The sequence below is a fragment of the Saccharopolyspora sp. NPDC050389 genome, from assembly GCF_040655595.1.
GTDB lineage: Bacteria > Actinomycetota > Actinomycetes > Mycobacteriales > Pseudonocardiaceae > Saccharopolyspora.
The window spans coordinates 119,602-138,843 of record NZ_JBFAKG010000010.1 but is presented as its reverse complement, the minus strand read 5'-3'; the positions used below and the strand labels follow the sequence as shown (position 1 = coordinate 138,843).

16 protein-coding genes are annotated in these 19,242 nt (G+C 68.2%); 10 read left to right on the top strand and 6 right to left on the bottom strand.

Translation table 11 applies throughout. The features are described from left to right. Positions 1-63 precede the first annotated feature (63 nt). Both AB0I53_RS09200 and AB0I53_RS09195 read right to left on the bottom strand, forming a co-directional pair. The gene (locus tag AB0I53_RS09200) at positions 64-738 is read right to left on the bottom strand and encodes a response regulator transcription factor (protein ID WP_358598910.1); all 675 of its coding nucleotides are present in this window, start codon (positions 736-738) and stop codon (positions 64-66) included. Then, positions 735-1,985, bottom strand: coding sequence for a histidine kinase (locus tag AB0I53_RS09195; protein ID WP_358598907.1), 1,251 nt, complete (start codon positions 1,983-1,985; stop codon positions 735-737). The genes AB0I53_RS09200 and AB0I53_RS09195 overlap by 4 nt, the downstream gene beginning before the upstream one ends. Positions 1,986-2,279: 294 nt before the next feature. Here AB0I53_RS09195 and AB0I53_RS09190 point away from each other — a divergent pair, with 294 nt between their 5' ends. Further along, complete coding sequence (locus tag AB0I53_RS09190; RefSeq protein ID WP_358598905.1) at positions 2,280-2,585, top strand: hypothetical protein; 306 nt, start codon at positions 2,280-2,282, stop codon at positions 2,583-2,585. A gap of 107 nt (positions 2,586-2,692) precedes the next feature. Here the strand turns inward: AB0I53_RS09190 and AB0I53_RS09185 are convergent, their stop codons facing one another. Continuing rightward, complete coding sequence (locus AB0I53_RS09185) at positions 2,693-4,327, bottom strand: acyl-CoA dehydrogenase family protein (RefSeq protein WP_358598902.1); 1,635 nt, start codon at positions 4,325-4,327, stop codon at positions 2,693-2,695. A gap of 245 nt (positions 4,328-4,572) precedes the next feature. Between AB0I53_RS09185 and AB0I53_RS09180 the strand changes: the two genes are divergently transcribed. The 3 genes from AB0I53_RS09180 to AB0I53_RS09170 all read left to right on the top strand — a co-directional run bounded on the left by AB0I53_RS09180 (position 4,573) and on the right by AB0I53_RS09170 (position 8,890). After that, the gene (locus AB0I53_RS09180; RefSeq protein WP_358598899.1) at positions 4,573-5,484 is read left to right on the top strand and encodes a LysR substrate-binding domain-containing protein; all 912 of its coding nucleotides are present in this window, start codon (positions 4,573-4,575) and stop codon (positions 5,482-5,484) included. A gap of 292 nt (positions 5,485-5,776) precedes the next feature. Beyond that, the gene (locus tag AB0I53_RS09175; RefSeq protein WP_358598897.1) at positions 5,777-7,141 is read left to right on the top strand and encodes an MFS transporter; all 1,365 of its coding nucleotides are present in this window, start codon (positions 5,777-5,779) and stop codon (positions 7,139-7,141) included. 297 nt (positions 7,142-7,438) lie between these two features. After that, positions 7,439-8,890, top strand: coding sequence for an NAD(P)/FAD-dependent oxidoreductase (locus AB0I53_RS09170; protein ID WP_358598894.1), 1,452 nt, complete (start codon positions 7,439-7,441; stop codon positions 8,888-8,890). Positions 8,891-8,970: 80 nt separating this feature from the next. Here AB0I53_RS09170 and AB0I53_RS09165 read toward each other — a convergent pair whose 3' ends face one another. Together AB0I53_RS09165 and AB0I53_RS09160 are read right to left on the bottom strand one after the other, a co-directional pair. After that, on the bottom strand, positions 8,971-9,873 hold the full coding sequence (locus AB0I53_RS09165) for a LysR family transcriptional regulator (RefSeq protein WP_358598891.1): 903 nt from the start codon (positions 9,871-9,873) through the stop codon (positions 8,971-8,973). Positions 9,874-10,331: 458 nt separating this feature from the next. Continuing rightward, positions 10,332-11,165 (bottom strand): helix-turn-helix transcriptional regulator, encoded by an 834-nt coding sequence (locus tag AB0I53_RS09160; protein ID WP_358598888.1) that lies wholly within the window; start codon positions 11,163-11,165, stop codon positions 10,332-10,334. Between the two features lie 117 nt (positions 11,166-11,282). On the opposite strand from AB0I53_RS09160, the gene AB0I53_RS09155 reads away from it, so the two are divergent. The 5 genes from AB0I53_RS09155 (at position 11,283) to AB0I53_RS09135 (ending at position 15,710) form a co-directional block, all read left to right on the top strand. After that, positions 11,283-12,347 carry an aldo/keto reductase gene (locus AB0I53_RS09155; protein WP_358598885.1) on the top strand — a complete coding sequence of 355 codons (1,065 nt, stop codon included), beginning with the start codon at positions 11,283-11,285 and terminating at the stop codon, positions 12,345-12,347. Positions 12,348-12,875: 528 nt separating this feature from the next. Beyond that, positions 12,876-13,004 (top strand): hypothetical protein, encoded by a 129-nt coding sequence (locus AB0I53_RS09150; protein WP_358598882.1) that lies wholly within the window; start codon positions 12,876-12,878, stop codon positions 13,002-13,004. Then, a complete protein-coding gene (locus AB0I53_RS09145; RefSeq protein ID WP_358598879.1) occupies positions 13,001-14,173 on the top strand; it encodes a histidine kinase in 1,173 nt (390 codons plus the stop codon). The genes AB0I53_RS09150 and AB0I53_RS09145 overlap by 4 nt, the downstream gene beginning before the upstream one ends. Continuing rightward, positions 14,170-14,841, top strand: coding sequence for a response regulator transcription factor (locus tag AB0I53_RS09140; RefSeq protein WP_358598877.1), 672 nt, complete (start codon positions 14,170-14,172; stop codon positions 14,839-14,841). The genes AB0I53_RS09145 and AB0I53_RS09140 overlap by 4 nt, the downstream gene beginning before the upstream one ends. Before the next feature lie 218 nt (positions 14,842-15,059). After that, positions 15,060-15,710 (top strand): histidine phosphatase family protein, encoded by a 651-nt coding sequence (locus tag AB0I53_RS09135; RefSeq protein WP_358598874.1) that lies wholly within the window; start codon positions 15,060-15,062, stop codon positions 15,708-15,710. Between the two features lie 113 nt (positions 15,711-15,823). Here AB0I53_RS09135 and AB0I53_RS09130 read toward each other — a convergent pair whose 3' ends face one another. Then, positions 15,824-17,617 carry an FAD-binding dehydrogenase gene (locus AB0I53_RS09130; protein WP_358598871.1) on the bottom strand — a complete coding sequence of 598 codons (1,794 nt, stop codon included), beginning with the start codon at positions 17,615-17,617 and terminating at the stop codon, positions 15,824-15,826. Positions 17,618-17,760: 143 nt separating this feature from the next. Here AB0I53_RS09130 and AB0I53_RS09125 point away from each other — a divergent pair, with 143 nt between their 5' ends. After that, positions 17,761-18,987: a helix-turn-helix domain-containing protein gene (locus AB0I53_RS09125; protein ID WP_358598868.1), complete on the top strand. Its 1,227-nt coding sequence runs from the start codon at positions 17,761-17,763 to the stop codon at positions 18,985-18,987. Positions 18,988-19,242: the final 255 nt, after the last annotated feature.

The following is a 19,242-nucleotide window of genomic DNA, read 5'->3' as shown; positions in this document are numbered from 1 at the left end:
ACCCCTACCGCGGTAGGGGGTCGGGACGACCACTCCATCCCCGGTACTGGAGCCCTTCGCACATCATGTGCCGGTGGCGGAGACCAGACCGCATTCGTAGGCGACGATGACAGCCTGCACCCGGTCCCGGATCTCCAACTTGCCGATGATGCGACTGACGTGGCTTTTCACGGTCTGCTCGGAGATGAACAACGCGCCGGCGATCTCGGTGTTCGAAAGGCCTTGCGCCACAAGGACTAGTACCTCGCGCTCCCGCTCGGTGAGCGCCGACAACCGCGGTGCCGTGGCCTGGCGCGGCGGGGCCGACCGGGCGAAGTGCTCGATCATCCGGCGCGTCACCGTGGGCGCCAGCAGTGCCTCGCCACCGGCAACCACGCGCACTGCCGAAACCAGATCGGCAGGTAGCGCATCCTTGAGCAGGAAGCCGCTGGCCCCCGCCCGGATCGCGTCGTACACGTAGTCGTCGATGTCGAATGTGGTCAGCATCAGCACGCGGGGCACGTGTTCGACGGTCGCGGGCGGGTGCATCAGCTGCCGCGTCGTGTCGATCCCGTTGAGCACCGGCATCCGCACGTCCATCACGACGACGTCCGGGTGGCGGGTGTGGGCGATTTCGATCGCGCGGGCGCCGTTGTCCGCCTCGCCGACCACCTCTATGTCGGGCTGGGCGTCGAGCAGAGCGGCGAACCCGGCCCGCACCATTGCCTGGTCGTCGACGACGATCACCTTGATGGTCACTGGTTTTCCCGCTCCTGTGAATCGTTGCCCAGTTGGTCCAGTGGAAGAACCGCTCGCACTTCGTAGCCACCGTCATCGACATGCCCGAAGTGGACACTTCCGTTGACGACCGCGGCCCGCTCTTGCATGCCGACGAGACCGTGCCCACCGCCCTGCACCGGGTTCACCTCCCGGCCCGGGGCGCCGTTGCGCACGATGATCGTCAGCTCACCGCCGGAGCAGGCGAAACGCACCTCGGTGCGCGCGCCAGGGGCGTGCCGGGTCACGTTGCTCAACGCTTCCTGCACGATGCGAAACGCTGCGACGCCCACGATTTCGCTGCCGGTTCGGTCTTCCAGCAACTCCGTTCCGTGCGCCGAAACGTCCACGCCCGCGCGGCCGGCGCCGTCGATCAGTTCTGGAATGCGGGCCAGGCCGGGCTGCGGAACCAGCTCGCCGCCGGTCTGGCCGTCGCGCAGCACCCCCAGCACACTGCGCATCTCGCGCAACGCCTGCCGCGACGCCGCCGCCATCTCGTCGAACTCCGCGGCGAGCAGTGGATCGAGGCCTGGGTGCCGGTACTGCGCAGTGGTCGCCTGCACGTTGATGAGCGACATGCTGTGCGCGATCACGTCGTGCAGCTCGCGGGCAATCCGCGTCTTCTCCTCGGCTATCACCCGCTTGGCGTGTTCGTCGGCGCTGAGCCTGCGTTCCTGCACCAGCTGCGAGGAGATCTGCCGCCACTGCCGCACCACCAGCGTGGCGCCGAGCGCACCACCGGTGACCGCGCCGAACAGATAGAGGTTTCCCGCCACAGCATTCGCCGGCACGCTTTGCGGTGCGAGTAGGGCAGCTCCGATAGCTGCCGCGACACCACCGAGCCAGCACCGCAGGCCGGCCGACCATGCCTGGTTCACGCCGAGTGCGCTGATCAGCAGCGCTTGGCCGATCAGCGTCGTCACCGAGACCGGCCAGATGGCTGCGGGATCGTCGCTCCGGGCAGCCATCGCGAGCAGGAACACGGCTGAACAGGAGATGGCGGTTGCAACCCGCGGGTAGAAAAGCACGATGCCGATCGATCCGGCTTGGGCGGTGCCGAGCAGGAACGCCAAAGCCAGCGGCATCCCGAATACCGCGGCGTTGAGCGGGATCGCCACGGCTGCCAGCGCCACCGCAAGAGCACCGAGCACGGCCGCGACCCAGACAAAGGGCTTCACCTGGGGTCGCGGCCGCTCGTCCGGATCGCGCCTGCGCTTGGATTTCGCCATCGGGGAAGGTTCAACTCCGCAGGTCGTAGAGTTCTTCGGTGAGGGTACCCGCTGCGGTCGTCATGCCTGATCGTCAATCCCCTCGTGAATGTGGTGGTCGGCGAGGGATGCGGTGTTCTGTGGTGCCGCCGGCCGCCTGCACGGGCCGCCGCCGGCCGCTGGACCGCGTACGGGGACTGCGTAGCGAGCGGTGTTTCCAGCTCGACACGGCGGGCGGAGTTCCGGCGGGATGGGCACCGTGAGTGATGGCATCGGACGCTGTGTGATCAACTGCGTCCGAAGGGGGAATCGGACATGCTTTCGCGGCGTACCTACGCAATGCGGGTATGCGGTGCGGTGCAGCCTCCGGTCGTCTTCGTGCCCGGCATGCCGGATGCGGACGCGATGGCCGGCCACTACAGCAGGTGTTCCGGCGCGGATCTGTCCGATCTGGACTACTACGTGGCGTTCGCGTTGTGGAAGGGTGCCTGCATTTTGCAGGGCGTGTACTCGCGGATCAGGGCGGGTGCGATGGCGGGGCAGGAACAAGACGTGGAGCTGGTCCACCAGTTGGTGCGGGAGCGCGCCGGACTGGCCGTGGCCTTGCTCCGCCGGAACTGATCAGCGGCGGAGCCGGATCGTTCCCGGCTCCGCCCTCGTCCGCGCGAATTCCGCGGATAGCTGCCCTTCCGGTGGCACGTGGCGCAGTTCCCCCGGCGGCGAACCGGTCAGACGTCGTAGGTCGGCACGCGCTCGAGGATCGTCCTGGTGTCCGCCGTGCGGCCGAGCGTGCCGAACACGGCGCCCCAATCTCCATCCAGGCGCGAGGCGCAGAACGCATCCGCCACAGCCGGATCGGAGAACCGGACGAGCAGCGAACCTTGCAGTACCAGGGCCATCCGCTCGACCAGGCGACGAGCGCCGAATTCGAGGTTCTCGGTGTCACCGAGGAGCTCGGTCAGCGAAAGCACAGCGGCATCGAGCCGCGGATCGGAGCCCTGCGCGAGTTTGACCTCGGACAGGAATGCATCCAGGGACTCGGGCGACTTCTTGATCGCGCGCAAGACGTCCAACGCCGCGACGTTGCCGGCTCCCTCCCACACCGACTGCAGCGGCGCCTCGCGGTACAGCCGCGGCATCCCCGAGTCCTCGACGTAGCCGTTCCCGCCGAGGCATTCGAGCGCTTCACCGACGACGTGCTGGGCACGCTTGCACACCCAGTACTTGCTGACCGCCAACCCGAGCCGGCGGAACTCGGCCTCGTCCTCGTTGCCCTCGTTGGCGCGGTCCGTCGCCCCCGCGAGCCTCATCATGACCGTGATCGCCGCCTCGGACTCGAGTGCGAGATCGGACAACACGTTCCCCATCAACGGGGTCTCGACCAGGGGGCTTCCGAAAGCCTTGCGATGCCGTGCGTGGTGCATGGCGCGCACGAGGCCCTTGCGCATGAAGGCAGCGCTCATCAGCAAACAGCCGAGGCGGCTGTAGTTCACCATCTGCATGATCGTGCGGATCCCTCGGCCCTCTTCGCCGATGAGTTCGCCCACGGCCTGGTCGTACTCGACCTCGGCGGATGCATTCGATCGGTTGCCCAGCTTGCTCTTGAGCCGCTGGAAGTGAATGCCGTTGCGCGAACCGTCGGGGAGGATGCGCGGCAGGAGGAAGCAGGACAACCCGCTGGTGGTCTGCGCAACCGCCAGGAACGCATCGCACATGGGAGCGGACGTGAACCACTTGTGGCCCGTGATCCGATACGTTCCATCCGCTGTCGGCGTTGCGGTTGTGGTGTTCGCGCGTAGGTCGGAGCCGCCTTGTTTCTCGGTCATGGACATGCCGAAGACCAGGCTCTGCTTTGTCGACAGCGGGCCTGGTTTCGGATCGTAGAGCGGCGACCCGAGCTGCTTCTCGTATCGCGCGACGATTTCGGGGGAGTCGCGGAGTGCGGGTACCGCGCTGTAACTCATGTTGGTCGGGCACATGTGACCGGCGTCGGTCTGGGCCCAGACGAAGGCTTTCGCGATCCTCGCCGCATGGGCGCCGGGCGTTTGCTGCAGCCATGCCGCGGCGTTGAGCCCTCGTTCGGCTGCCGTGGCCATGAGGGAGTGGTAATGCGGGTGGAACTCGACCTCGTCGAGCCGATTGCCGACCGTGTCGTGGGTGTGCAGGACCGGTGGGCACTCGTTCGCGAGTCGGCCCCACTCCTGGGCCTGCTCGCTTCCCGCCAACTCGCCCAGGGACTGGAGTTCCTCAGCGGCCCAATCGGCACTCTCGCGCTGCAAGCCTTCGACCAACGGGACATCATCGGCGACGTTGTAGTCCACCAGTGCTGGAACCTGGTTGGCGACGTCGTGATTCGTCGGCATTGCGGTCTCCCTCGAAACTCGAATCCGTGCGGACGCGATGCATTGGCAGACTCGTCCCGGTCGTTGATCGAGTCAAAGTCGTTCTTCCAGCCGTTCGCATAGGCCCAGCGAATGGAGTCGTGATCCACGCTGATGTGCCGCTGCGGAAGGCGTTGGCGCCGGGAGAGAAGACCCGCTCGACCGCTCTGCAGGTGTCCGCGTCCCTGAAGGCCTGAAATTGCGGGGATTGCTGTTATCGTCCCGCCATGGACGCCCGGCAGCTGCGCTGCTTTCTCGCCGTTGTCGACCACGGCAGCGTGACTCGGGCAGCCGCGGCTCTCTACGTCTCGCAACCCTCGCTTTCGCAGACCATCCGGAGTCTTGAGCGGGAGCTGGGCACGGAACTGTTCCACCGCGTAGGCCGGGCGCTGCAGCTGTCCGCCGCCGGGCAGGCGTTGCTCGGTCCGGCGCGGCAGGTGCAGCAGTCCGCGCTGGAAGCCTCCGACGCGGTACGCCGGATCCAGCAACTGGAGGAGGGCCGGCTCGACATCGCCGTCACCGAGGACCTCGCCGTCGATCCGCTGGCGGACTTCGTGGCCGCGTTCCGGGCACGTCACGCCGCGGTGTGGGTCAACGTGCTCCACGCCGATGACTCCGAGGCGGCGGCGGAGCGGGTGCGAGTTGCGGAGTGCGAGGTCGCGTTGTGCTCCCTACCCGTCTCCAGATCCGGTCTCACCTCGATAGCGCTGGGCCGGCGTGACCTGCTGCTGGTCCTACCTCCGGACACACCGCTGCGCGAGCGGCAGGTGGTGCCACTGTCGTCGCTGGGAGACATCCCGTTGGTGGCCGGACCGCCCGGTGATGTCGTCCGCGACCTGGTCGAGGCGACTTGCGCGGAGCTGAAGGTCAAGCCGAAGGTGATGGTGGAGGCGGGAGTCCCAGCGGTGCTACCCGACCTGGTGCTCGATGGCGCCGGTGCTGCCTTCCTGCCGCCGGGCGTCGCGAGGTCGGCCGCCAAGGAGGGCGCGGTGGTCCGGCTCACCGAACCGCCGCTGGTCCAGGACTTCGGTTTCGTGTTCCGCAAGTCCACCCTCACCGCGCCGTCGAGAGCGTTCTTGACGCTCGCACAGCGCGCTCAGGTGCACGCGTGGCCCCACGACGGCGACGAGAACAGGTAGTCCTGGCGACGTCGCGCTCCTTGACTTGGACGAGATCGCGGGCAGGTCCTGGCCAGCGTTGTCGAAGCACCGTCATCAGTCGATGGCACGTCGGCGGTTCCGCGCTGGCTTCGTGTTCGGGAGCCGCTCATGGTTGTTTACCGCAACTCATCACGTTTCCCTCTAGATCCCTTCGGATTCCCGGGCTTGGTCGAAGGGGAGTGGACCTCGTTTGCTGTGGGTCACAGCAAATACCGGGACGCCCGGAATCCGACCACTTTTCCCGGATGCACGCAGGGCTCGAGGAGTGGAAATGGCGCACAGAAGAAATATCGGGACGACTCCTGTCGTGGAGGGCGTGGACCCGGAGGTGAGCGAGCCGCGCTACCAACCGCGTCGAGCGTGGACGATCACCGCGCTGCTGTTCGTGTTCTTCCTGATCAACTGGGGTGACAAGGCGGTGCTCGGCCTCACCGCCGCCCCGATGATGCGGGAGATGGGCCTCAGCCCGGCCCAGTACGGGCTGGCGGCGAGCGCTATCTACTTCCTGTTCAGCATCTCCGGCGCATTCGGCGGTTTCCTCGCGAACCGGGTCAAGGCCAAGTGGCTGATGGCCGGCATGGCGGTGATCTGGTCGTTGACGCAGCTCCCCATGCTGTTCAGCACGGGTTTCGCAGTGCTGATCGCGTGCCGTGTCGTGCTCGGTGCTGCGGAGGGGCCCGCGGCGCCGGTCGCGTTGCACGGGCTGATGAAGTGGTTCCCCGACACGAAGCGCAACATGCCGAACTCGGTGTTTCTGGTGGGCGCTTCGCTCGGTGTCGTCGTCGCTGCTCCAGGGCTGGCGTGGGTCACCGCGACCTTCGGCTGGCGGTGGGCCTTCGGGGCGATGGGCATCATCGGGCTGGTATGGGTCGTGGTCTGGTGGCTCTTCGGGGCGGAGGGGCCGTTCACCGGGGCTCAGCCGTCGAGGCGCGACCAGGAGGGCGCTGCGGTCGAGGACGGGTTCCGGGTGCCGTACCGCCGGGTCTTCACCAGCGGGACCTGGTTGGGCGCCACCATCGGCACCTTCGCGGTGTACTGGGGGATTGCGGTCACCGTGACCTGGCTCCCGGTCTATCTGGAAGAAGGACTCGGGTACGGCACGTTGGCGGCGGGCAACGTGGTCGCGCTGACCGCACTGATCGGGGCCGGTGCGCTCTTCGGTCAAGGGCTGCTTGCGCACGTGCTGATGGCGCGAGGGGGCTCCAGCCGGTGGGCACGCGGGGGCGTGGGCGGCGGTGCCGCGATTCTCGCGGCGCTCACGCTGCTGGTGGGCCTCCAGATCGGGGGTGTCTGGCACCTCGTGCTCGTGGCGGTCGGTCTGCAGCTGGGGGTCGCCATCACCGCCGCGACTCCGCCGGCCATCGGCGAGATCGTCCCGGTGGCACAGCGCGGCGGTGCACTCGGCATGCACGTGGCGTTGCAGACCAGCGCCGGAATCCTCGCCCCCTACGTCACCGGTCGCATCGTCTCCGCCGCTGCGGATCCCGTGACCGGTTTCCACACCGCCTTCGCGGTCGCCGCGGGGATCATGCTGGTGGGTGGCGCGGTCGCCGCCATCTTCATGAGACCGCAGCGGGACGCCGCCCGGCTGGGCGTCCAGCCTCCGACCGCCCTGCCCGCACAGCGGAATGCATAAGCACGACCGATACGGCTCTTCGGCATCTCGCTGTTGTTCGGTCCACTGCTCGCGTCGTTCACTGGAAGTGCTTAGGCACACCCGATGTCCCGCTCTCCGGTCAGCGCAGTCACCGGGAGACGGGCAGGAGCCATTGGAGATCAACCTGCTGTTGTCCGGCGGTTCTCGATCGAATCCTCGGCCTGATTCTCGATCGAATCCTCGGCCTGAAGGTGGATCGAGAGCCGAGGCCCGGAGTTGTGTCGCAACTCCGCGGAACTCGAGTCCAGCATCGACCAAGAAAGCCGCAGGAGTGTCATGTCTGTTGAGCATGTCGACGTGGTGATCGTCGGGGCCGGCTTGTCCGGCGTGGGTGCTGCCTGTCATCTGCAGAAGCACTGCCCGGCGATGACGTTCACGGTTCTGGAAGGACGGGACGCGATCGGCGGCACCTGGGACCTGTTCCGCTATCCGGGCATTCGTTCGGACTCGGACATGTCCACCCTCGGCTACTCCTTCCGGCCGTGGGACAGGTCGAAGTCCATCGCCGGTGGATCAGAGATCCGCTCGTACGTGGCGGATACCGCTTCCGAGCACGGAGTGGACCGGCACATCCGCTTCGGGCATCGGGTGATCGAGGCCGACTGGTCGAGCGACGACGCGCGGTGGACGGTTCGAGCGCGTCGGGTCACCGACGGCGAGGAGGTCGAGGTCAGCTGCTCCTTCTTGTTCACATGCTCCGGGTACTACGACTACGAGCAGGGATACACGCCGGACTTCCGCGGCATCGACCGGTTCTCCGGACAGGTGGTGCACCCGCAGCTGTGGCCCGAAGACCTCGACTACGTGGGCAACCGAGTCGTGGTGATCGGTAGCGGCGCGACTGCGGTCACGCTGGTTCCAGCGATGGCTGAAACAGCGAGCCACGTGACGATGCTGCAGCGCTCACCGACGTACCTGGTCACCCGTCCGGAGACGGATCCTTTCGCAGCTCGGGTGCGCCGGACAGCGCCCGCATCGCTGGCGGACCCGATCGTGCGGTGGAAGAGCATCGCGACGAACTCCTACAACTACCAGAAGGCGCGACGGGCGCCCGAGCGGATGAAGGCGCTGTTGCGCAAGGGCGTGGAGATGCAGCTCCCCGGCGGATACGACATCGACACCCACTTCACCCCCCGTTACGACCCGTGGGATCAACGGCTGTGCCTCGTGCCGGACGGAGACTTCTTCGCCGCCGTTCGCGAAGAACGAGCATCCGTCGTCACCGATCACATCCACGCCTTCGCTGAAGCAGGAATCGAGTTGCGCTCCGGTGAGTTCCTCGAAGCCGACGTGATCGTCACCGCGACGGGGCTGAACATGCTTGCTGTCGGCGGCATGCACCTGACGGTCGACGGCGTCGAGGTCAACATTCCGGAGGCGGTGGCGTACAAGGGGATGATGCTTTCCGGGGTGCCGAACTTCGCCTTCACCATCGGATACATCAACTCGTCCTGGACGCTGCGCGCCGAGCTCGTGGCGCGCTACGTCTGCCACCTGCTCAACCACATGCGCCGCCGGGGACTGCGGACCTGCATCCCGTTACGACCGAAAGCGTCGGGCCGGTCCCCGCTCTTCGACCTCACGTCGGGCTACGCCCGGCGCGGCACCGCCGTGATGCCGAAACAAGGCAGTGCCGCACCGTGGCGCATGCACCACAACTTCCTGCGTGAGTGGCTGTTCACACTGCGCCGAACAGGGTCGCGCAAGACCGGAATGCGGTTCTCCTGAGCAGTTGAGCACGGCGGACTTCGCGGCCGGGCGAGCTGTGCCGACCTCGACGGAGCAGCAGTCCGGTAGTGATCCCGCGCTCAGCGAGCCCGATCCACCAGGCATTCCGAGGCGAGGGCGAGGAAGATCCGGGCCGCGGGAGAGAGCGGTGCGGGCCTTCTGACCGCGCAGTTCGTCAGCGCGATAGGAGGGTCCAGATGCCTGATCAGCGCACCGTGCTCCCGCGCCCGCACGGCTTGTTCCCGCGTGGTGAAAGCCATGCCGATGCCGCGAAGGACCAACGATGTCTGGGTGTTGCGGTGCGCAGTCACCACCGCGAGCCGCGTTTGCACCCGTGCATTCCGCAGAGCGGTTTCGACGACGGATCGCGCGTAGGCACCGCCGGGAATCGCCGTGGTCGGAATGTCGGGGATCTGCTCGATCGGCAGCGGATCCGGTAGATCCGGGTCCGCGTCTGGTGGGAGCACGAGCATCAGCGGCGTCGGCGGGAAGGTAGTCATCTCCAAGCCCTGGTGCTGGTGCGGATCTTCGTCCGCGAGCGGCGGGGTGAAACCGAGCTCGCTGTGCCCCTGGCGAACCTGGTGCAGGAGCTCGGACTCCATCGACGGGCTCTCCAGGCGGACGAAGACCTCCGGGTGGCGCCGCCGGAAGGACCCGACTGCGGGGAGGATGAACTCCAGCGGTCCACCCATGGCCGCGATGTCCAGCTGCCCACCGCGAATGCCGGCGACCTCGGCAACCGAGGCGCGCGCGGTGGCGAGGTCTCGCAGCAACTGGCGTGCCGGTTTCACGAGCGCTTCGCCGGCCGACGTGAGCACCAGTCCGCGGCCGACCCGGTGGAACAGCGGAGCCTTCAGCTCGCGCTCAAGGGTCCTGATCGTCTGCGACAGCGAGGGCTGCGCAATGTGGAGCGCTGCGGCGGCGTGCACCAGCCCACCGTGCTCCACCACGGCCAGGAACTGCTCCGCTTGCCTGAACTCCACTCACCCTCCAGAAGGCCAAGGTGGCCCCATTGTGCGGTATGTGGCGCCTCACTGGCACCATCGGCCGCACGTGGGCCTGCGGTGAGAAGCGCCTACCGCTCGCAGTCGGGAAAGTCTTGGACTGCTTGCTCTCCGATGGCTTCAATCGGAGGGGGCCCGGTGTCGTGCTCGAAGTGGAACCGCTGCTTTCGACGGCTACCGGCAGCCCGGCAAGGGACGTGATGTGCTCGGCTTCGAGGAGTTCCTCGAGACCACGGGAGGATGGCGGCGGACCGTGATGTCCTGGGCCGCGTCGTACTACGGCTGACTACCACGGTGAGCTGCACCAGGTTGTCCTGCGGTTCCTGAGGTTTCGCTGATTTGCGTCTCTTGTGGACCTGCCTGGGCACAGGTTCGATTTCGGTGACGACGGAGCCGGAATGACGGTTCGACTCAGTGCACGAATGGACGGTTCGGCATCACCGTGCGCACAACCGGTCCAATGCCGACTGGCTCTCATCGTCCGCGGCGCGGTAGATCACCAACCGCTGGTCCAGATCTTCAAGTGGCATGAGCACTTCGAAATGCACTGCGATCGCACCGACGGCAGGATGCCGCATCACCTTGCGCCCGCGGCCGTTGACCTTGACGTCTCGCTCCGCCCACAATCGCGCGAATTCCTCGTCACGATTGGTGAATTCGGCGATGAGGTCGGTCAACGCCTGATCCTCCGGATGCGCGGCCCACGCAGCGCGCAGGTGGGCGATCCCCTCCCGCACGACGCGTTCGCGGTCGGCATAGAACTCACGCATCTCCGGATGCATCAGGCACAGCCACATCATATTGCGCTGCTGCGGCGGCAGGGTGTCGAAATCCAGTAGCAGCCGCGCCATTTCGCCGTTCCAGGCCAGGATGTCGTAGCGGTGGTTCATCAGCATGGCCGGCAGCGGCGACAGGTCGGCGACCAGCCGGGCCAGCGGCGGCGCTGCAGTGGTGGCGGGCTTGTCGGCGTTGCGGGGGCGCTGCTGGGCCAGGTCGAAGAGATAGGCGCGTTCGTCGGGGGCCAGGCGCAGCGCCTGGGCCAGCGCCTCCACCACGTCCGCTGAGGGCCGCAGCCCGCGGCCCTGTTCCAGCCGCACGATGTAGTCGATGCTGACCCCGGCCAGTTCGGCGACCTCTTCGCGGCGCAATCCCGGAGTCCGCCGGGCCTGCCGACGCGACGGCAGACCGAAATCGTGCGGGTCCAGGCGTTCGCGCCTGGACCGCAGGAACGCGGCCAGCTCCTGTGTCGTGTCCACGGTGCGGGTCATCATGTTCGATCCTACCGCCAGGGTAGGACTGGCGTTCCCAGGAAATTCTTTCCCTTATCCCCGGCTCGCGGTGGGCACAGACTCGTTTTCGACAACGGATCACAAGCACAGGAGGACGAGATGTCGCTCACCCTCGACACCTACCGGCTGCTGGGCCGCTCCGGGCTGCGGGTCTCACCGCTGGCGCTGGGCGCGGCGACCTTCGGCACCGAGTGGGGCTGGGGCGCCGAGCAGGACGAGGCGCGCGAGCTGTTCGACCTCTACGTCGAGCGCGGCGGCAACTTCATCGACACCGCCAGCACCTACACCAATGGCAGCTCCGAGCGCCTGCTGGGCGAATTCACCCGCGACAACCGCGAAAGCCTGGTGCTGGCAACGAAATACTCGACGCTGCGCCGGCCCGGTGATCCGAATTCCGGGGGCAATCATCGCAAGACCTTGTTCGCCTCGGTGGAAACCAGTCTGCGACAGCTGAATACGGACTACATCGATCTGCTCTACCTGCACCTGTGGGATTTCACGACGCCGGTCGAGGAGATCCTGCGCGGCATGGACGATCTGGTCCGGCAGGGCAAGGTCTTGTACGTGGCGATCTCCAACGTCCCGGCCTGGCAGGTGTCGCGCATGCAGGCGATCGCCGACCTGCGCGGCTGGTCGCCGCTGGTCGCGCTGCAGATCGAACACAACCTGATCGAACGTACCGGGGAACGTGACCTGATCCCCATGGCACGCGAGATGGGGTTGGGGGTGACCTCGTGGTCGCCGCTGGCCGGCGGGGTGCTCACCGGCAAGTACAGCCGCGACGACCTGACCGCGGCGAACGCCGCATTCGACGACGGCACCCGCAAGAGCGTCACCATCGCCAACGGCGTGCTCACCGAACGCAACCTCGCCATCGTGGACGTCGTGAAGGAGGTCGCCACGGAGCTGGGCCGCACACCCGCCCAGGTCGGGCTGGCCTGGACCCTGCAGAACCCGGGCGTGACGGCACCGATCATCGGCGCGCGCACCCCCGCGCAGCTGGAGGACAACCTGGGTGCCCTGGAGGTCGACTTCACCGCCTCCCAACTGGCCCGCCTCGACGAGGCCAGCGCGATCGAGCTGGGCTTCCCGCACGACATGCTCGCCCGCGACACGACCCGCGCGTTGACCCGCGGCGACCTGAAGATCGAACCCCGCCGCTGATACCCGATCGAACCCCGAGGGCGGCACTACCGCCGCCCTCGGGCGATCATCGGCACACCTCTGCCGTGGATTCGGGTCGTGATTCGCCTGGCGAATCCGTTCCGGTTCTGCGCCGGTTCCGAATCTTTGTGGGTGGGGCGGTGATCCGACAGGTCGGCGCGTTGCTCGTGGGCGCTTTGTCGGGCCCGTGGTTGTTAGCGGAAGCCGGTGATGATGGTGCTGTCGAAGCTTTCTCTGGTGGCCTGTGCGACGACGAGGCTGCCTGGTGCCGCCATCGTGCCCATGACTCCTTCGTGCTCCTTCGCGCTCAGTCACAAAGCTGATCGCCATGCCGCCGGCAGAACTGACGGGGATCGACGGCCTGGCATGCACGGGATCCTTTGTGCACGTGCCATCCCGCGGCGCCAGCTGGTGCTCCGTTTTCAACGACAGGGCCCGTAGAACCGATGTCGACGAACTCGATCGCCGCCGTCGACTCGCCCCTTCGCATCCAGCAAGCCCTTCCTCATCGCGGGAACCCTGCCGACCGTGGTCACCGATGGCGGCGCCATCGTCCTGTCGCTGGTGATGATCGCCGTGGTGGTGCGGTTCCGCGCCCCGTGGGCGCAACGCCGCGCCGCTGCCCCTAGGCACGTCGTCGTATCGTCGAACCCGTGATCCGCACCGAGCCCGCGCCACGCTCCCCGCTGCACTTGGTGGCGCGGCGCGCGGCGTTCGGCCTGCTGCTGGCGGTCTTCTGCGTCGCGGCGACCTTGAGCGTGCCCGCGGCGAACCCGGTGCGGGTCCTGGACACCCTCGGATTCGGGCTCCTCGTTGCGCCGGCCGTCGCCACCGGATGGGCGTCCGCCGCGCCGCGGCCGGTGCTCGTCGCGACCTCGCTGGCGGCCGTGACGTTCTACGCCTGCGGCTACAGCAGCATCTTCGCTCCCGCCTTGGTGACCGTCGCCGCCTTCACCGCGGTGCTGCTGGGCCGCGCCTCGTACTCGATCATCACCGCGGCCGCGACCTGCCTCGGCACCTTCGCGGCCGGACTCGGCCACGGCCTCACCCCCGCCCAGGCGGCCGTCGGTCCACTGTGGATCGCCAGCTGGATGCTGGCCTCCGCGGGGGCGGCCGAGGTGCTGCGCCAACGCCGCCAACTGCTGGAACACGAGCGCGAGCGCGCCGAGCACGCGGCCCGCCGCGCGGCGGAGCAGGAGCGCCTGCGCATCGCTCGCGAGCTGCACGACTCGCTCACCCACAGCATCTCGGTCATCAACGTGCAGGCGTCGGTGGCCGCCCACCTGATCGACCGCGAACCGGAACGGTTTCGCCCGGCCCTGGACACCATCCGCACCGCCAGCGCCGACGCGCTGCGCGAACTCCGCTCCACAGTGGAGGTTCTGCGCCGGATCGACGACGGCGCGGATCCGGCGGACGAACCCGAGCCGGGCCTGGTCCGCCTGCCGCAACTGGTCGACCGCTCCCAGGCCGCCGGACTGGACGTCGAGGTGGCCGCCGAACCCGGCAACCTGCCGCCAGCGGTGGACCGCGCCGCGTACCGCATCGTCCAGGAAGCACTCACCAACGCCGTCCGCCACGCCCCCGGAGCCCGCGTGCACCTCGCGATCGCCCGGCAGCCGCACTCCGTGCGAATCACGGTCGCCAACGGCCCCGCGCGGGCTGCACCCGCCGCCGGGCCCGGCGGCGGCACCGGCCTGATCGGCATGCGCGAGCGCATCGACGCCCTCGGCGGCGACTTGCGCGCGGGCCCCGACCAAGGCGGGTTCCGCGTCCAGGCCGACATCCCCCTGCTCGACCTCGCAACCCAGGAGCCCCCGGCATGACGATCCGCGTCCTGCTCGTCGACGACCAGCAGCTGATCCGAGCCGGCTTCGCCGCACTGCTCAACTCCGAGTCCGGCATCGAGGTCGTCGGCGAGGCGGGCGACGGCGCCGAAGCCGTCGAGCTGGCCGTCCGGCTGTCCCCCGACGTCGTCCTGATGGACGTCCAGATGCCCGGCACCAACGGCATCGAGGCCACCCGTCGCATCGCCACCGAACCCGCTCTCGGCGGCGTGCGCGTCGTCATCCTCACCAACTACGCCCTCGACGCCTACGTCTTCGAAGCCCTGCGCGCCGGGGCGTGCGGCTTCTTGCTCAAGGACACCGAGCCGACCGAACTGCTTCGGTCCGTGCGGGTGGCCGTCGACGGCCAGGCGTTGCTCTCCCCGCAGATCACCCGACGCCTCATCGCCGAATACGTCTCCCGACCGCCCACGCCGGTCGCCACGCCCGCCCTGGACGGCCTCACCCCGCGAGAGCGCGAAGTCCTCGCCCTCGTCGGCGCGGGACTGGCCAACGAGGAGATCGCCGAACGCCTGGTGATCTCCCACACGGCCGCGAAGACCCACGTCAGTCGCGCCATGACCAAGCTGGGCGCGCGCGACCGCGCCCAGCTCGTCGTGATCGCCTACGAGAACGGCCTCGTGTCACCCCGAACCCGCAACCCCTGAATCGGCCGCCGCCCAGTGGTGGGGGTTTCCTGGTAGCACCGCCTTGGCAGCGGAGCCGGCGTGGACCACCGAGTGGCGTTGTGGCCTGCAAACCGGACAGCGCCGTCAATGCTCGCTCGGCCAGGGCCACGGTGAACTGTGCGGAGCACGCCACTTTTCGCAGAACGAAGAGCGCCGTCGTGCGGCGCCCGGCGTGCGCTTTCTGCGAAGGTGATCGGATGCGTTGGCTCTATGCCGTAGTTCACCCGGAAGCGACACATCACGTCGACGGTCGTGTTGGAGGTTGGTTCGATAGCGAACTCACCGACCTCGGAAGGATCCACGCCGACGCGATCGCGACCCGGCTGAGAGAGCTTGTTCCTGGGGGCGCCCGATCCGAACTCCACAGCTCGGACTTGCGGCGAGCCGTCCAGACGGCGAAGCCGATCGAGGTCGCGCTCGAATCGGAAGCGGTTCTCATGGCTGATCTTCGCGAGAAGTCGTATGGCGTGGCGGGTGGCAGGCGTCAGGAATGGTTCCGGGAGCGGTTCGTCCCGCCACCTGGAGAGGGTGAGCGGTTGAACCACGACGAGGGCATCGAGGGAGCGGAAACGAAGCTCGAATGGATCGAGCGTGTGTACCGCGCCGTTGCCTACCTCCGCACCCGCTCCTGCGACCACCAGATCGTTGTGACACACGGTGGATCGTTGAGTTGGGTCGTGGCGGCATGGCTCGGCATCCCAGTCAGCGCGTGTGCGTACGCCTCCTTCCGGTCGAGCAGTGGAGGGATCACGGTTCTGCAGGAAGATGACTACTTCCACAACCGAACGCTGCACACGCTGAACGACGTCAGCCACCTCACGTCAATGCCCACTGGGGATGGCGCATGATGGGCCGTGACACGAAATAGCCGGTCGACGTACGTGCACGCGACGCTGCGCACGTCGCAGGAGGGCGACCTGTCGCCGAGGTCTCCGGCTCCGGAGACCTCGGCTCCCGAGGGTCAGGCCGTCGCTGCTGCCGCCGCCCGGCCCGCCTGCCGGCCGGAGAACAGGCAGCCGCCGAGGAAAGTTCCCTCCAGCGCGCGGTAGCCGTGGACCCCGCCACCGCCGAAGCCCGCTACCTCGCCCGCGGCGTACAGCCCGGGGATGGGGACGGCTCGCGCGTCCAGGACCCGGCCGGACAGGTCGGTCTGGAGCCCGCCGAGCGTCTTGCGTGTCAGGATGTTCATCCTGATGGCGATCAGCGGGCCGGCGGCCGGGTCCAGGATCTTGTGCAGGGGAGTGGTGCGCGCGAGGAGATCGCCGGAGTAGGCCAGCGAGTTGCGGATCCCCATGATCTGGTCGTCCTTGGTGAAGTTGTTGTCGATCTGGCGGTCCCGGCGGACGATCTGGCGCTCCAGGTCGCCGGGGTCCACGAGGTCCGCACCGGCCAGCCGGTTCATCCCGGCCACCAGTTCCGGCAGGGTTCGCGCGACGACGAAGTCCTCGCCCCGGTCCAGGAACGCCTTGACCGGCGGCGGAGTCGAGTGCAGCAGCCTGCTCGCCAGGTAGCCCGCCAGGTCCTTCCTGGTCAGTTCCGGGTTCTGCTCGGAACCGGAGAGGACGAACTCCTTGTTGATGATCCGCTGGTTCAGCACGAACCAGGAGTAGTCGTAGCCGGTGTCCTTGATCAGCTTGAGCGTTCCGAGGGTGTCGTAGCTCGGGATGCCGGGATTCGGGAACCGGCGGCCGCGCGCGTCGAACCACAGCGAGGACGGCGCGGCGAGCACCCGGATGCCGTGGTCGGGCCAGATCGGGCTGTGGTTGGCCAGTCCCTCCGTGTAGTGCCACATCCGGTCGCGGTTGACCAGCCGGGCACCGGCCCGCTCGCTGATGGCCAGCATCCGGCCGTCCACGTGGGCCGGAACCCCGGTCACCATCCGCTTCGGCGGTGCGCCCAGCCAGTCCGGCCAGTTCTGCCGGACGAGGTCCTGGTTGCCGCCGATCCCGCCGGAGGTGACGATCACCACCGGTGCGTGCAGCTCGAAATCGCCGACCCTGGTGCGTGAACTCGGTGTGCCGCGCGGTGCGTCGCTGGGCTCCAAGACACCGCCCCGCACTCCGTCGACGGCGCCGTTGGTGACCGTGAGCTCGTCCACCTGGTGGCGGAACCGGAAGGAGACCAGGCCCCGCGCGGCGGCCTCGCGCACCTTTTTCTCGAACGGCTCCATGACGCCCGGACCGGTGCCGAGCGTGAGGTGGAAACGGGGGACCGAATTGCCCGGCCCGTCCGCGAGTTGGCCGCCCCGCTCGGCCCAGCCGACGATGGGCACCCACCGCACACCCATTCCGTGCAGCCAGGCCCGCTTCTCCGTCGCGGCGAATTCCAGGTAGGCGTCGGCCCAGCGGGAAGCCCAGTAGTCCTCGCCCAGCGGATCCTCGGTACCGCGGTCGAAACCGGCGTTGCCGAACCAGTCCGCGCGGGCCAGTTCCAGCGAGTCGTTGATCCCCGCCAGCCGCTGCTCCTCGGAGTCGACGAAGAACAGCCCGCCGAGCGACCAGAACGCCTGCCCGCCGAGACTGGCCTCGGGTTCCTGGTCCAGGAGCAGGACCCTGCGGCCCGCGGCCGCCAGCTCCGCGGTGGCCACCAGCCCCGCCAGACCGCCGCCCACGACGATCGCGTCGGCGTCGGCACCGGAGGCAGTGCCCGGTGCGGCGGCTGCGGCACCTGTGGGTAAGGCCGCGCTCACGGCGGCCGCACCGCCGGTGATGAGCACGGAGCGTCGGCTGATCCGGCCGTTCCCGCGAGAGTTCATAGCATCCCCTGTTGCCGTTCGATCTTCCCTGACGATGTGCGGCCGCCCGCAAGTTACCTATCGGTAAGGGTTTGGCTACCATGCTGGACGCCGCACGAGGGGAGTGGTGGTGGTGAGTTCTCCAGTCTTGGGAGGTCATCGTTGTGATCGAATCCAACGCGGTCCCGCTTGAGCTCCGCTGGCGCGGCGAACCGCTCCACCAGGTGCTCGCCGCCGCCGCGCCCGCGCTGGTGCCCGCCATGCTCGCGAGGGTGATCGCCGAGCTGCCCGCCTACGCCGAACTGCCGGAGGAGGAGCTGCGCGGGGACATCACCAGGATCATCGAGCGGGGCATGGCGATGGTCGGGCGGATGTTGCGCAACGGCGGCGCACCCGACCCGAAGTCGCTGGCCGACCTGCGCGAGGACATCCTGCACCGGGCCGAGGAGGGCGTGCCGATCGAGGCGGTGCTCAACGCGCACAACGTGGGTGTCCGGGTGGCGTGGGAGCACTTCAGCGCACAGGCCCGGCCCGAGGACATGCGCACCCTGGTCGGGGTGGTGGAACTAGTGCTCCGCTACCTGCGTGAGATCACCTCGGTGGCCTCGGCCGTGTACTTCCAGGAGCGGGACACCTTCCTGGCCGATGCGCACGCCGCGAAGCAGGACCTGCTGTCGGCGTTGCTGACCGGGGGCGACGCGATCGACGCGGCGGCCCGGCTGGGGATGCGGTTGGCCGACAGCTACGCGGTGCTCGACGTGGAGATCGCCGCGCATCCGGACGAGTCCGCTCCGGGCACCAACGCGGACGTGGCGCGGTGGCGGAAACTTCGCCGGTTCCGCGCGGAACTGGAGCGCCGGTCGCCGCAATCGCTGCTGTCCCGGCTCAACGGGCACGGCGGGGTGGTGCTGCTGGCCCGCGACGACGCGGCCGATCCGGACCGGCACGTCCACGACCTGGTCCTGGCCGCGGGCGCGGCGGCGGGCGCCGATGTGACGGTGGGGGCGGTATCGGCGTCCGTCCCCGGTATCCCCCAGGCCGCGCGGACCGCGCACGAGTTGCGCCGGCTCGCGGTGGCCGGGCGTCCACCGGGGGTCTACACGCTCGACGAACTCGCGCTGGACTACCAGCTCACCCGCCCCGGCCCGGCCCGCGACGTGCTGGCGGGAAAGCTCCGCGCGATCGAGGACGAGCCCGACCTGCTGGAGACGCTGCGCACGCACCTCGGTACCGGCCTGAACCGGCGCCGCACCGCCAGCCGACTGCACGTCCACCCGAACACCGTCGACTACCGCATGCGCAAGGTCGCCGAACTCACCGGCCTCAACCCCGCGGACGCGACCGACGCGGCGCACCTGCGAGCCGCCCTCATCGCTCGCACGCTGCACTGACCCCGTCCCCGCCAGGAATGAGAGACGGTTCGCGAGCACCGGGATTCTGATTATCAGGGGCAGGGTCCGGCATCAAGAAGTGGGCTTGGTGAGTGGATCCCCGCATCTCCCGGTGAAGATCGCAAGCTGCCCTAGCCGGATGTCAAGCTCGAAGCAGTACATGACGATCGGCAGGGTCGGCTCCTCCAGGAACGCGACGACTCAGCATGACGACGGCGGGAAATGAGGGCGCTCGTCGGCAGCGAATCGCATGTC

What these genes read in the sequence shown, in the direction of transcription:
- AB0I53_RS09175 (WP_358598897.1), top strand. Translation starts at nt 5,777, where the DNA reads ATGGCGCACAGAAGAAATATCGGGACGACTCCTGTCGTGGAGGGCGTG.
- AB0I53_RS09190 (WP_358598905.1), top strand. Translation starts at nt 2,280, where the DNA reads ATGCTTTCGCGGCGTACCTACGCAATGCGGGTATGCGGTGCGGTGCAG.
- AB0I53_RS09180 (WP_358598899.1), top strand. Translation starts at nt 4,573, where the DNA reads ATGGACGCCCGGCAGCTGCGCTGCTTTCTCGCCGTTGTCGACCACGGC.
- AB0I53_RS09160 (WP_358598888.1), bottom strand. Translation starts at nt 11,165, where the DNA reads ATGATGACCCGCACCGTGGACACGACACAGGAGCTGGCCGCGTTCCTG.
- AB0I53_RS09185 (WP_358598902.1), bottom strand. Translation starts at nt 4,327, where the DNA reads ATGCCGACGAATCACGACGTCGCCAACCAGGTTCCAGCACTGGTGGAC.
- AB0I53_RS09135 (WP_358598874.1), top strand. Translation starts at nt 15,060, where the DNA reads ATGCGTTGGCTCTATGCCGTAGTTCACCCGGAAGCGACACATCACGTC.
- AB0I53_RS09195 (WP_358598907.1), bottom strand. Translation starts at nt 1,985, where the DNA reads ATGGCGAAATCCAAGCGCAGGCGCGATCCGGACGAGCGGCCGCGACCC.
- AB0I53_RS09155 (WP_358598885.1), top strand. Translation starts at nt 11,283, where the DNA reads ATGTCGCTCACCCTCGACACCTACCGGCTGCTGGGCCGCTCCGGGCTG.
- AB0I53_RS09130 (WP_358598871.1), bottom strand. Translation starts at nt 17,617, where the DNA reads ATGAACTCTCGCGGGAACGGCCGGATCAGCCGACGCTCCGTGCTCATC.
- AB0I53_RS09170 (WP_358598894.1), top strand. Translation starts at nt 7,439, where the DNA reads ATGTCTGTTGAGCATGTCGACGTGGTGATCGTCGGGGCCGGCTTGTCC.
- AB0I53_RS09140 (WP_358598877.1), top strand. Translation starts at nt 14,170, where the DNA reads ATGACGATCCGCGTCCTGCTCGTCGACGACCAGCAGCTGATCCGAGCC.